The organism is Cyanobacteria bacterium GSL.Bin1 (assembly GCA_009909085.1).
In the GTDB taxonomy this organism is placed as follows: Bacteria; Cyanobacteriota; Cyanobacteriia; order Cyanobacteriales; family Rubidibacteraceae; genus Halothece.
In genome coordinates this window covers 12,045-26,082 of sequence record JAAANX010000057.1, presented here as the reverse complement: position 1 = coordinate 26,082, position 14,038 = coordinate 12,045, and the positions used below count along the sequence as shown (strand labels likewise).

Here is a 14,038-nt window from a genome sequence, read left to right as displayed (position 1 = left end):
GGGGGAGAATGATTGTTAGGTCAGATGTCTTACTTTGTCGATGAAGATCGGGGAGGGGGTGACAAGGTGAACCTAAATGACTAATGACTAATGACCAATGACTAATCATTAATCAATTCCTTCTAAATAGGTCGTTAATGTTAACTCGTAACCTTGCCACAAGATGGGAAAATTCAAATTAACCGGAGGTAAGGGCTCTTGACAATCACTTTCTGCACTTAGCAAACGGGCTTTCACTAATGCTAAATCAAACCGACACGCGAGTTCAGAAAACTGAGGATACGCAGACAAAAACATTTGTGCCGTGCGATAGAGTTTCCTTTGCTTTTGCGGGGTAATCGCACAAAGACCATCAGCATCCCAATTCTTGCTTTGGCGGGTTTTCACCTCCACAAAAATCAATCCCGTAGTCGGATGGTAAGCGACGAGATCTAACTCTCCCCAACGACAACGCCAGCGGGAAGCCAAAATGTCCCAACCTTGATGTTGCAACCACTGGGCTGTTACTTGTTCTCCCAACTCGCCAAGACTCACCATTGTTAGGTTTAAGTAACTGTGGAAGAGTCCAACGCCATTTTCATCAAGGTTTCATGGGTGCTGATCACTTCATCATCATCGTCCGGTTTTCTTTGGACATAATGTCCGTCAGCCTGCAGTTCCCAAGCTTGACGGTTATCAGCCAGCATGAGATCTAAAATTTCCTTTAACTCTTGGAAGATCTGAGGATCTTCAATGGGAACCACCGCTTCAATACGACGATCTAAATTCCGTTGCATCCAGTCTGCACTACCAATATAAATTTCTGCTTCCCCTTGGTTGTAGAAGTAGAAAATGCGGGAATGCTCAAGAAAACGACCAATGACGCTGACCACTCGGATATTATCGCTGATGCCTTTTAAGCCGGGACGTAAACAACAAATGCCGCGGATAATCAAATCAATTTCAACCCCCGCTTGGGAGGCTTCGTAAAGATTTTGAATGATTGTGGGATCAACGAGGGCGTTCATTTTAGCAATAATATAAGCTTTTTCGCCTTTTTGAGCGCGATCGCGCTCCCTCTGGATTAAAACAATCATTCGATCGCGCAAACTCACCGGTGCCACTAATAATTTGCGATAAGACCGTTGACGAGAGTGACCCGTGAGAAAATTGAATAAATCCGTTAAATCAGCCCCCAAGGCTTCCCGACAACTAAATAGCCCTAAATCCGTGTACAAGTTAGCCGTTTTGGGATTATAGTTTCCCGTTCCAATATGAACGTAGCGATGAATTTTATCCTCTTCTTGGCGCACCACTAATGCTGTTTTCGTATGCGTTTTTAAGCCCACAATGCCATAAACCACATGCACCCCTGATTTTTCTAGCTTGCGCGCCCAAACAATATTATTCTCTTCATCAAAGCGTGCCTTTAATTCCACTAAAACTGCCACTTGTTTGCCATTCTCCGCCGCATTAATTAGGGCGTTAATAATGGGAGAATCGCCGGAAGTACGATACAGGGTCAGCTTAATCGCTAAGACTTTCGGGTCTACAGCAGCCAGTTCAATGAACTCTTGTACCGTTGCGGTAAAAGAATGATAAGGATGATGGACTAATAAATCGGACTGACGAATCTCCCCAAAGAAGCTCTCACTTTTTTCCTCTACCGAAAGCACAGTGTCCTCATTTTCGGAGTCTCGATACCGTTGAAACGGCGGGGGCACAATTGGCGTCCATTTTGGTTCTTTCAACTCCGGTAAAGGAAGAGACATAAACGACATCAAATCTCCTAAACCGAGTAACCCTGTAATTTGATGCACATCGGGTTCTTCTAACTTCATCTCCCGCATCAACATCCCCCGCACGTGATCCGGCGCTGAGTGATCAATTTCCATCCGTACCACTGATCCCCCCATGCGACGTTTCCGCAGTTCTTTTTGAATTGCAAGTAACAAATCATCTGCTTCGTCTTCTTCTACTGCAATATCGGCATTGCGAGTAATCCGAAACGGATAACATTCCTGAATCGTCATTCCCGGAAAAAGCGCTTCGAGATGATGAGCAATAATTTGTTCGAGAGGAACCCCAGTCCAGATTGCCGGTTTACCTTTTTCATCATAAACCCCTAACTCTTTCGGAAACTGGACAAAGCGCGGTAACACTTTTGGCACTTTAATCCGCGCAAACCGTTCGTCCTCGGTAGTGGGTTCTTGTACCACCACCGCTAAATTTAAGCTCAAATTAGAAATATAAGGAAAGGGATGCCCCGGATCAACCGCTAACGGCGTGAGTACGGGAAAGACATGATCCTCATAAAAATGCTGAAGGTAGGTTCGCTGTTCAACATTTAAATCCGTATAATTAAGTAAGTGAATGCTCTCTTTAGCGAGTAAGTCCCGCAACACGTCCTCAAAGTGCTGATCTTGTTTGGTAATCATGGGACGCAATCGCTCACTAATATCAGTGAGTTGTTGTGCCGGATCTCTACCATCAGCAGTTAATTTGTTAACGTTAGCTTCCACTTGTTGCTTCAAACCAGCAACCCGTACCATATAGAATTCGTCCAAATTTGAGCTGAAAATAGCCATAAACTTGAGACGTTCTAAAAGGGGGGTACGGGAATCGAGGGCTTGATGAAGAACACGATTGTTAAATTCTAACCAACTCAATTCACGGTTAAAGTAATATTCGGGATCTTTGAGGTCAATGGTGGAGGTGTCGGTCTTGGATTTTGACATGATGACATCGCTGGGTCAGTGGGAACGCGCTTTGATTTTATCGTATCTGTTTGCTTGAGAAAGACACACAATCCCTTCTGACTCATCGGATTTAATTGTGCATAGAAGGAATTCGCTCAACCTGAAAATCTTCAATATTATCTTCAAATCGATTAAATACTAATCTGATTTCATCATACTCTCGGGCAATTGATACCCCCTGTGCTGTGGGACATTTAACTTGCAGCATGGTTTGAAATCCACCATAGTTGCGATTCAAATAAAATGTTTTAAGACAAGTAGGACTAATAAATCCTTCAATGGCGAGTTGATTCAGAGCAGCAATGCCTAATGGACTATTCAAAATATAAGTCCAGGCTTGTTCTTCTTCTTCTTCCGTCATTAATCGCCACTCCTGAGACAGATCCATATTGGTCTCTTGATCTTTAGAGGGTTGGCTCACTTGGCTGGCTTCAGTTTTTAGAGAGTGGCTTACCGAACAACTGGTCACTGCTAAACTAACGATGATGACAAGCCAGCCAATAAATTGACTGGCTTGTCCCCATTGAGGCATGAGTAATCTTAGATTTGCGAATTTCATTCTTGCGATGCCTATTTTCGCCTCTTAGTCCACTAACATTAAATGTTGTACCATTTTTGGCGCCAATTGAAGAAATCTTGATCGGTCGGCCAGATCAATACAGGACAAGTTGTTCTCGCAGACCCAGAAGACGCCGGTTGATCAGGAAGAGGACTCCGTGAAACGCGACGATGAATATCAATTTTGTCGGGAGTGAGATTGTACTTAATCAGCAAATGGTTAATTTGTTGTACCACAAGTTTTTCTTGAGCTTCTGTCATTCCTCTTTGATGATTAGCGCATTCGATTTCAATTCCAATCGAGCACCGATTCCATCGACGACTCCCAGCGTGCCAAGCCGCATCGTTTTCATTCACTAAGGCAGCGATTTCCGCGCCACTGCGTGGAATGACTAAATGCGCTGAGGCACCTGATTGTGGGTTGCAAAGCCAAGAAACTGCACCCGCAAAGCTACCAGCTGTGTTATGAAGGATGATGTATTCGATTCCACTCTCTCCTCTGGAACTCTTATTGGGAGAGCGACGCCAGAAATAGGGAGGCTCCTCAGCAGAAATATCGTTCCAAGGATTGCGCCGTGATTCAGGATTAGGGATCCCTGGCTCATAAACTGGAATGTCAGTAAGATCCATTTCTGTGTCGCAATGGACATTCAGCGCATCAGGGAATATTTCTAGCAGCTTATCAGAAACCTCTCGCAGCGTTGCCAGCTTATGATCCGCTACCGAATATTTGAATATTGGATCTCCTCCACTCATAGCGACAAAGAACTTTTTACCTTCCGATTCCACTAAACGATACCACCCGTGTTCTTGTTCTCTGGGTTCAAAAATGCGGTGGTAATGGTATTGAAGCTTTTGGAAGTATTGTGCATCCATCGCCCATGTTCCTGCTAACCCTTCCCAAGTGGTTGAGCGATTGAGAATAATAGCTTTAACCTCTCTGGTTCGGTTCGCTATCAGTTCATGCTCGGGAATATCAACACCGGCATAACAGGCAAGATGCTGGATTTGGGCTTTAACGCCATCTGAGATATTTTGAAAGCTTTCCCCTGGGTTTCCATCTCCTGTTGCGCCGATCCCAGCAAAATTATTTTGTTCGGGTTGGACATCACCGCCAAACTCAAAGTATCCCGTCTCGTGACAGGCTTGAGCGAACGCCCAATCCCAGCGAATTCCATAATACTCTCCCTGTTCTTGATAGAATTCGATGATGTTGTGATATTGATTTGGCAAATTTCTGCTTGACCAAGATAAGGCTTGATCGAGACAAACTGAAGGTACATTTCCTCGAATATCCATACGACCTCCTGAAAGTTGACACTTCCCTGATAAGTTGTCAAAATCGAAGACTTTAGTGGTAAATGCGATTTCTCATCAGTTAAAAACTGATTAATTTTGTTCTTGTAGCAACCCCAGATGGTTTGAGAGAAAGATCAAAGCTCACTCCCTATAGGATTACTCTATAATTCATCAAACACAGTATCTTTCTTGAGCGTTGATCTCTTCTCTAGAAAGCTGAACTGCACGCTGCCCCATTTCTATTATTAGATCATTATTTGATATACATCTGTTATGGAAAATAAAAATTAATATTTTTACACCATAAAATTATCAACTGTTCAGCAACAAAGCCATATTTTATTCTCTCCTTATACCAATTTTGGGGTTAGTGCAGTTCTGGCTTCATTTTTGTTATCCATTCCTGAATTTTACTCTCAGTCTCGCTAAAAGCTAATGCCGTTAGTTCAAACTCCAGTAATTTAAAAACACAATCAATTATCAATTAAGGTTCATCTGACTCTGATTTCCCGCGTACCCCTTGGACAATGCGAGAAAGTTCTGATTTTTCATCAGCAGAAATGCGAGTGGGGGCGCCGCTAATAATCCGTTCATAGTTGCGGAAAGAGGCTTTAATTTCGGGTCCTTCTTCGGCAATAATATACTCACGAATCCCTTTATCATGCCACGATCCTCGCATCTTAAAGACATTGATGGCTCGTGACATTTCGCCCCGAATTTCAACGTATTGGAGCATAATAATGGTATCGGTAATGGTGGAAATATGAGAATCGGTAATGGAATGCGAACCCATAAATTGATCGGTTGTATTGGTAAAGAAACCGGTAATTTCTTCTTGTTTAGCGTATCCGGTTACACCAATCACAAACTGCCGAAAAGCATTTTCGGTAACGCCTCTGGCTAAAGCGGAAAGGGAATCAATGGCAATGCGCGAGGGTTTAAAGTCTTCAATTTCCGATTTGATCGCTTGTAAATGATCTTCTAATCCGGCTGACTCAGGATAGGTGCAGAGTAATTTTAATAATCCTTGTGCTTCCAATTCTTCAAAATCAATGCCCCAGGAATAAGCATTCCGAGATAATTGGGCACGAGATTCTTCATAAGCAAATAAAATGGCACGTTCGCCTCGTAAACAGCCTTCTTCCAAAAACTGACTGACTAGTAGGGTTTTACCAGTTCCAGTTGCCCCAGTCGCTAGAATAATCGAGTCTTTGAAAAAGCCGCCGCCGCACATTTCATCAAGGGTACTAATCCCAGAAGAAACCCGTTCATTGGACGATCGCTGCGTTAAACGCATCGCCCCTAAGGGGAAGATATTAATGCCATCTCGGGTAATGGTAAAGGGATACTCCCCTTTCATGTGAGTGGTTCCTCGTAATTTCAGAATTTCTGCCGTCCGACGACGCCGTTCTCCTTCTAAAACATTGCGCATAATCACCACATTATCGGAGACAAATTCTTCAACGCCAAATCGGGCAACGGGACCATATTCTTCTTCGCGTTCGGTGGTCATAATGGAACTGACCCCCACTTGTTTCAAACGGGCAGCGAGACGGAAAATTTCTCGACGAATTAAGCCAACGCCATCATACTGTTGGAAAATCGCCGTGACAGAATCAATCGAAACCCGTTTTGCTTTATATTTCCGAATCGCATACTGAATCCGTTCAATGAGTGCTGAAAGGTCAAAATTTCCCACCACTTCTTGCCCTTCTGGATCGGGAGAGGCATCCAAAATAAAGAGTTTTCCTTGTTCAATTAATGCCTGTAAATCCCAGCCAAAACTATAGGCATTGATAATAATATCAGCAGGAGATTCTTCAAAGGTGACAAAAACACCTGGCTCATCAAATTGTTGAATCCCATTGTATAAAAATTGAATGGCAAGGAGGGTTTTCCCTGTTCCGGATGTGCCACTGACTAAGGTGGTTCGACCCACAGGAATGCCACCATGACTAATTTCATCAAACCCTTCAATCATGGTTTTGAGTTTTTGGACACTCCGGGCTAATTTTTCTGATTTTTGTTGTTCTTGTTCAGTCATGCTAATCCTTAACAATCAATTCTTGATTTTTTTTCGTTCTATTCAGGAAATTCTTCTTCGTAATCATTACCAATTTCTTCATAAAGGAGGTCTAAGCCAATTAAGACTTTTTCGCGATCTGAGAGATCGCCAATAATTTTCCTCACCGGTGGGGGTAAAACTTTGGCAAGAGTTGGAGTAGCGAGAATTTTATCTTCTTCTGCAAGTTGTGGATTCTTTAAAACATCAATTACTTTCAGCGCATAAACCCCCTGAAAGTCTTTTTCTAAAATGGTTTTTAGGGTATTGAGAGCCCGGACTGACTCAGGGGTATTTCCGGCAACATAAAGTTTTAAGACATAAGTTTTTTTAGAAGATGTATTCATAAGAAATACCAAGCCATCGCGACGATTGCATTTGAATTTTAATTATAACTTAATTTTGTTGATTATTTCGCAGTTTTTATGGGAATAGAACGGCGATACATTTCACAAAGGTGAGCAACAATATCAATCAAGGTTAGACGATAATCTAATAAGATTTCATCACTGCGACCTTCTAGTTTTAATTGTTGGGAGAATTGATCCATTAAATCCATGTGAATCTCCATCAGTTGCGAAACAGAAAGATCAGCTAAAAAAGCCTTAGTAACAAACTGATCAATTTTTGAATTGACTTCTGTTGCTTTGTTAAAATATTCTAAAAGAATGAGACGGTATTCTTCGGTAAGTTCAGAAAGTAAATGATTTCTTTCCTCAGCGGTGAGGTTGCGAAAAAAATCCTGCAGATTTCGTTTATAGTACACTCCTTTGTATCCCAGTCGCTCTTGTAATTTTTCTGTTAAACGATGTTGCTTGATTGTTAAAAATTCATTAATCTGTTCAATCTCAAATTGCGGTCTGACATCGGGAGTGAGTTTAAGGAAATCCGCGATCGCGCCTTCAATGACGCCGGGAATTTTTGCTAACGCTTCCGTGGCAAGATAGGTTTGAGCAGGGTGATAAACTAGGCTTTGACGATCAGATTCTGTAGTTAAAATGACGGCAGGTAAAAGTTTACCTTCATTCCGTAAGGAGGTCACTACCGCTTCTATCCCCTGACCCTGGTGTAAGATTAGGCAGTCAATCTGCTCGGTTTGATCGAGAACATAGTCTAAAACGGCGTCTGAGGAGTCAAAAACACGCAAATGATAAGGGTCATTGCCCAAAATCTCCTGGAGAGATTGGGCGAGATCAGGGCGGGTTGTAAATAAACAGAGAAACAGTTGAGCAGACAAAGTCTTAGATAATTATTAATTTAGGAAGACACGGCAGAATTGGGTCAGTTATGCGATGATGAGTAGTCGCAGGAAACACGGGATGCCAACCCCGGTGTCATCTGCGACAGAAACCACTCAAATCCGAATGGGAAACTCATGCGGGTGTAAAAACCCTGGCAAGATCGTCCCTTAGCTATTGCGACTGTGGGTCACTCAAGGAATGCCAGTCATCGCAGCCAAAGTACACCCCTTTATAAAAATTTAACATTTTCGCACTAACAAAAAGACAAAAAGGAGTTTGATCAAATATGGATTATCTGCGACTTCTCAAGCGAGCACAAACTGCATCCTAAGTTCCCGAAGTATCCTATGTCTAATTGCGATTCGACGTTAGAACAATTTATCAAGTCCGTTCCCTATTGTCAGTCCGAGCAGACACTGGAAACCATCATCCCCTCTTTTCGAGATGACAACAGTGATTTTTTAGTCGTTGTTAATGCGGCTCACTTTCCTTTGGGGATTATTTCTGCGGGAACCGCTTTACAAGGAATCACGGATAAAATGGCGGCGGATGCATCTCTCATGTCTTTCTTATCGCCTGTTGCGACTGTTTCAGAACACATCAGCTTACAACAGTTATTGCCTTATTTAGAAAATGGGGGCGATGACGAAAAAATTTTGGTAGTGGATCGCAAGGGAAAATTACGAGGGGAGTTAGATACAGAAAGCATTTTACAAGTTCTGTTGCGAGAGCAACAACAGCCATCGCCTCCAACTCAATGGCATCTGCAGCCCTTACTGGACTTTTTGGAGAAACTGCCCCTCCCTTTAATGCTACAAACTAACGAGGGAAAACTGTTACATCAAAATGCAAAATGGCGGGAAAAAATTTGCACTCACACCGAAAATTGTTGTTTATCTAGCGGTGATACCTCGGTGGAAGAGAAACAATGGTGTAACATCATTGCGCAACCGTCAGCGACGACATCCCAAAAGGTCGCAAGCAAGAAAACCCATTGTCCTTTGTTTCCTTTATCAGCTGATCCGAAGGAAAAGACAACCACCAAAACCTCAGGAGTCTGGCAATTTATCACCCTCAGTCTTCCCGACAGTCAGTTTGGTTCCCTCTGGGTGGTTATTGCCACAGACATTACAGAACAGCGACAACTGTGTAAAGAACTAGCGGCGAAAAATGCAGATTTAGTCCAGTTAAATCGTCTCAAAGATGAGTTTTTAGCTTGCATTACCCACGAACTAAAAAGCCCGCTAACCGCAATTGTTGGCTTATCCAACTTACTCGGTGAAAAAAGCCTTGGCGATCTCAATCAACGTCAACAACGATATGTCAACCAAATTTATCAAAGTGGTCGTCAATTGATGAATTTGGTGAATGATTTGCTAGACTTAGCGCGTTTAGAAACTGGGCAATTACAGTTACATCCGGAAGTCGTTTATCTTAAGCAAGTGTGCGATCGCGCTTATCAAGAAGCCGAACAACAAACCCCCGATTCGCCCACAGAATTTACTCTTAACTTGGAAGAAGGTTTAGAAACCATCATCGCCGATGAACTCCGCTTACGTCAGATGCTGGTACATTTACTCTCGAATGCCCGCAAATTCACCGCAGAGAGTGGAGAAATGGGGTTAGACGTGAGTCAGTGGGAAGGGTGGATTGCCTTTACGGTTTGGGATACTGGGATTGGGATCCCCGAATCGTCTCAACACTTGATTTTCCAGAAATTCCAGCAGCTAGAAGATCCGATGACCCGGCAATTTTCGGGGACTGGCTTAGGATTGGTCTTAACGCAACGTTTAGCCCATGCCCATGGCGGAGATGTCTCGTTTATTTCTGAAGCAGGGAAAGGCTCTCAATTTACCTTATTGCTGCCTCCCATGCCACCGCCGAAACCCTTTCATCCCCAGGCGCATTCTCACCAAATTGCCGGAAAACTGGTATTGGTGGTAGAAGCGGTTCCCCAATATTTGAATCAGATAACCCAACAACTGCGAGAATTAGGATATCGGGTCGCGATCGCGCGATCGGGGACAGAAGCCCTTTTAAAAGCCCGGACCTTTCAACCTTGCACGATTCTCCTGAACCCGGTTTTACCGATGCTTTCCGGTTGGGATGTGCTCACCTTACTCAAATCTCATCCTAGCAGTAGCAATTTGCCCATCGTTGTGACAGGAACGCGCGGCGAAAAACAAGAAGCCATGAGTAATGGGGCAGATTCCTTTCTCTCCTTACCCGTAGAAAAGAACAGTCTCCAAGATGCCTTAGCTGCTTGTGCTTCCCCTCGTTCGACTTATCGTAAATCTTTAACCGTCTTACGATTACACTATTCTGGGGTAACCGCCCCGCCGAAGCGAGATCCGGTTACAGAAATTTTAAGCACTCCCCCGCAAACTCAGCAGAAAAACCTCAACTATCGCATTTTAGAAGCCGATGATCCCCAACAAGGGGAACTCTTACAACGCATCTGGCATCCGGATGTCTTACTCCTCACGGGTGAAAAAATCCCACGCCACTTTATTCAAGAACTCAGTGAACAAGACACGCTGTGTAACTTACCCATTGTCTGTCTCGATGCAGAAACGGCTCGCTTAGCGCATCAAATCGGGAAATTATCCGTTTATCCTTGTCTGAATCTTGATCCTGGGGAATCTCAAAATTCTCTGTGGTCAGTGTTACAGTTTGCAGCCGGCATCAATCCCCCCCCGAGGCATATTGCTCCTTATGTGGTTGTGGTAGATGGGAAAAGACTGAAAACCCCTTGCCATAATGTTGGTTCAGAATGGTTAAATGCTTTCATTCAATACTTAGCCACGGCAGGTTATCGCAGTTCCCTTGCTCATTCTTGGGGAGAAGTTTATCAACAGGTGCAGCAGCAAGGGGCGGATCTCTTATTATTAGATTTGGAAGGAATCGAAGCCGATTCTGAGATCATCGAAGGCTTAAGGCAACTCAGCGTGATTAAAAATTTACCCATTCTCGCTATTGCAGGTCCCCAACAGTTACTGCAACAAAAGACGCTTCACGATCTCCTCAAAGAAGTCGCGACTAAAATTTTACCGGGTCATCCCCAGTCGATGCAGGAACTGTTATCCAGTTTAAAAGAACAATTAAGCTGGGCAGAATGAGGGAGAAAGACCCTCTTATGTTCCTAATTGCAAAAATGATGTTCAATCGCTATTTGCTCTTATCGGTTGTTAGCAGTTTTCTCTTGACCTTAAGTAGTTGTAGGGGTCAGAATCAGACCACTGAAATGATTCGCCCACAACCGCTTCCTCAAGATCCGTTGATTCAAGCTTACTTTAATCACAATTATGCTCAAGGAGCGAACTATACTGATCCCTATCGGCAACAAGAACGCCCAGGAGATAACTTAGAACAAATTATTATTGAGGAAATTTCATCTGCCCAGGAAAGTATTGTGGTGGCAGTACAAGAATTTCGTCTCCCGAAAATTGCTCAGGCTTTAGCGGAAAAACAGCGGGAAGGAGTTGAGGTGCGGGTGCTGGTGGAAAATAACTATCGTCGTCCTTGGAGTCGTTATTCTCAAAGTGAAGTTGCTCAGATGACGCAACGGAATCAAAGTCGCTATCAGGCAGGATTTGACTTTATTGATCTTAACCAAGATGGAACGCTCACCCCAACCGAAATTGAAGCCCGTGATGCCTTAATTATTTTAGAGAACGCAGGAATTCCGATTCTGGATGATACAGCAGATGGCAGTAAAGGCAGTGGTTTAATGCACCACAAGTTTATGGTTATTGATGAAACAATGCTGGTGGCAACGTCTGCCAACTTTACGTTGAGTGGGATCCATGGCGATTTAAATAACCTCGATACGCAAGGGAATGCCAATAATTTATTAACGATTAAAAGTGAGCCTCTCGCCAAAATCTTCTTAGAAGAATTTAATTTAATGTGGGGGGATGGTGTGGGGGGAAACCAAGATAGTCAGTTTGGTTTAAATAAAAAAATCCGCGAATTTTCTTCCTTACAAGTGGGTGATAGCACAGTAGAAGTTCATTTTTCACCGCTTTCGGAAACGCAGCCCTGGATCAAAAGTAGTAATGGTTTCATTAGCCAACAATTAGCAGAGGCGGAAACAACTGTGAATTTGGCTTTATTTGTTTTTACTGATCAGAAAATAGTGAATACTTTGGCACAAGTCCATCAAAAGGGCGCGATGGTTCAGGGATTAATTGATTCTGGATTTGCCTATCGCTACTACAGTGAAGGTTTAGATATGTTAGGAGTGGCTTTATTACGAAATTGCCAAGAAGAAGCCAATAATCAGCCTTGGTCGTCTCCGATTTCTACAGTAGGCGTTTCTGAACTTGCTAAAGGCGATAAATTACACCATAAATTTGCAGTGATTGACCAAAAAATAGTTGTTACCGGTTCCCATAATTGGTCAGCCTCAGCCAACCATAAAAATGATGAATTTGTTCTAGTGATTCAGAATCCTACGGTTGCTGCCCATTATGAACGAGAATTCAAACAATTGTATGATCGCGCTATCTTAGGAATTCCTCAACGGGTTCAGCAACGGATTAACTCTCAAAAACAATCCTGTGGCAAGCAGTAAGCAATGCAATTATTAACCTTGTAATTGTTGCGCCCATTTTTCATGAATGGCTTCCACTTTTTCTTGCAATTGCGGTTGTTTTTCCTCTGCCAAATTCAGAGCTTCATTATACGCTTCTAGTGCTGCTTGATATTGACCTTTTTGAGTCAGGGCATCTCCCCGCTGTTCCCAAGCTAAGGGTTGCTGACCATCAATAGCAATGGCTTGATCATAAAGCGCGATCGCGCGATCATAGTTGCCCTTTTCTAAGGCTTCATTGCCCCGTAAGGTCCACGCTTGATAATGAGCAGCACGCGAGAGCAATTGCTGGTTATCCCGATTCACGGCTTCCGTTGTTGTTTCGTTTGCCATTACGCCTAATTGTGGGGTAATTAGCACGCCAAGACTAAATAAAAAGGGAATAAATCGTTTCATTGCGACCTCCAGCAGTCGTCTTGCTTCGCTTATAAACCCAGCATAAGTGACTCATTCGCGAACCAACTTCCCTCAATTTGTAGGGATTATACTCTCTCAGATGACAGAGATAAAGTCTATTTTGGTCAAGTGCAATTGACTGTAATTCAATTGTATTTTTTTAGTAAATAGCATGACAAAATACTTGTCGAATCTCAAATCTAGCCAGAATAGTTGATTTTATCCGTAGTTTTCTCTTGATCTGAGTTTAGTCCCAATCAATACGACTGCTCACACCTTAGATAGAATAGGAAAGAAAAACGTTATACAACAAGCTACAAGCTAACCCGGAAATGTCCCCAGTCGAAACTCCTACAGAAACTGATCGCGCTCAAGAAAACTATCTGAATGAAATCCCGAATGAAACCGAGATGTCGATTTTTGACCATCTCGAAGAACTCCGCTGGCGGATCTTTTATTCCTTGATTGCAGTGGGTGTCGGGATTATTGGCTGCTTTATTTTTGTACGACCGATTGTGGAAGCCTTACAAGTTCCCGCGCAAGGGGTAAAATTTTTGCAACTGGCGCCCGGTGAATACTTTTTTGTGTCAATCAAAGTTGCCGGTTACAGTGGCTTACTGGTAGCAAGCCCGTTTATTGTTTATCAAATTCTGTTATTTATTATTCCCGGCTTGACACGAAAAGAACGTCGTCTCCTGGTTCCGGTGATGGTCGGGTCAACTTTACTCTTCGGCGTGGGCTTAGTCTTTGCTTATTATGCTTTAGTTCCTGCTGCATTGAAGTTCTTTATTAACTACGGTGAGGATGTTGTTGACCAAATGTGGTCGATTGATAAATATTTTCGCTTCGTTCTCTTGTTGCTGTTTAGTACCGCTTTGGCATTTCAAATTCCGATTATTCAAGTGCTGTTAGGACTCTTAAGAATTGTCTCTTCCCAAACCATGATTTCCGGATGGCGGTATATTGTCCTAGGTTCGGTGGTACTCGGTGCAATTTTGACTCCTTCAACTGATCCAATGACTCAATCTCTCCTGGCTGGGGCTGTTTTAGGCTTATACTTCGGCGGCATTGGTGTTGTCAAACTCCTCGGAAGATAAGCGAAAGCGCAACGACAATCATGACTTGCGCTTATCTACATCAATATGTATAT

General features: G+C 43.1%; 10 protein-coding genes and 1 pseudogene. 3 read left to right on the top strand and 8 right to left on the bottom strand.

Annotated features, from left to right (window positions below):
• Positions 1–108 precede the first annotated feature (108 nt).
• From GVY04_06210 to GVY04_06180, 7 genes and pseudogenes are all read right to left on the bottom strand, one after another.
• Positions 109–537, bottom strand: coding sequence for a YraN family protein (locus GVY04_06210; GenBank protein ID NBD15742.1), 429 nt, complete (start codon positions 535–537; stop codon positions 109–111).
• Between the two features lie 8 nt (positions 538–545).
• Complete coding sequence (gene ppk1 / locus GVY04_06205; GenBank protein ID NBD15741.1) at positions 546–2,717, bottom strand: polyphosphate kinase 1; 2,172 nt, start codon at positions 2,715–2,717, stop codon at positions 546–548.
• Between the two features lie 91 nt (positions 2,718–2,808).
• Positions 2,809–3,108 (bottom strand): annotated as a pseudogene (locus GVY04_06200) (hypothetical protein).
• 227 nt (positions 3,109–3,335) lie between these two features.
• Complete coding sequence (locus GVY04_06195) at positions 3,336–4,595, bottom strand: hypothetical protein (GenBank protein NBD15740.1); 1,260 nt, start codon at positions 4,593–4,595, stop codon at positions 3,336–3,338.
• A gap of 484 nt (positions 4,596–5,079) precedes the next feature.
• The gene (gene kaiC, locus GVY04_06190) at positions 5,080–6,639 is read right to left on the bottom strand and encodes a circadian clock protein KaiC (GenBank protein ID NBD15739.1); all 1,560 of its coding nucleotides are present in this window, start codon (positions 6,637–6,639) and stop codon (positions 5,080–5,082) included.
• A gap of 38 nt (positions 6,640–6,677) precedes the next feature.
• Entirely contained in the window at positions 6,678–7,004 is a 327-nt protein-coding gene (gene kaiB, locus GVY04_06185) for a circadian clock protein KaiB (GenBank protein ID NBD15738.1), read from the bottom strand.
• 62 nt (positions 7,005–7,066) lie between these two features.
• Positions 7,067–7,894, bottom strand: coding sequence for a circadian clock protein KaiA (locus GVY04_06180; GenBank protein ID NBD15737.1), 828 nt, complete (start codon positions 7,892–7,894; stop codon positions 7,067–7,069).
• Positions 7,895–8,245: 351 nt separating this feature from the next.
• Between GVY04_06180 and GVY04_06175 the strand changes: the two genes are divergently transcribed.
• Together GVY04_06175 and GVY04_06170 are read left to right on the top strand one after the other, a co-directional pair.
• Entirely contained in the window at positions 8,246–11,017 is a 2,772-nt protein-coding gene (locus tag GVY04_06175) for a response regulator (GenBank protein NBD15736.1), read from the top strand.
• Between the two features lie 38 nt (positions 11,018–11,055).
• The gene (locus GVY04_06170; GenBank protein ID NBD15735.1) at positions 11,056–12,474 is read left to right on the top strand and encodes a DUF1669 domain-containing protein; all 1,419 of its coding nucleotides are present in this window, start codon (positions 11,056–11,058) and stop codon (positions 12,472–12,474) included.
• Positions 12,475–12,486: 12 nt separating this feature from the next.
• On the opposite strand, the gene GVY04_06165 is transcribed toward GVY04_06170, so the two are convergent.
• On the bottom strand, positions 12,487–12,888 hold the full coding sequence (locus tag GVY04_06165; GenBank protein NBD15734.1) for a tetratricopeptide repeat protein: 402 nt from the start codon (positions 12,886–12,888) through the stop codon (positions 12,487–12,489).
• A gap of 332 nt (positions 12,889–13,220) precedes the next feature.
• Here GVY04_06165 and tatC point away from each other — a divergent pair, with 332 nt between their 5' ends.
• Positions 13,221–13,985, top strand: a complete 765-nt coding sequence (gene tatC, locus GVY04_06160; GenBank protein NBD15733.1) for a twin-arginine translocase subunit TatC — start codon at positions 13,221–13,223, stop codon at positions 13,983–13,985.
• Positions 13,986–14,038 lie beyond the last annotated feature (53 nt).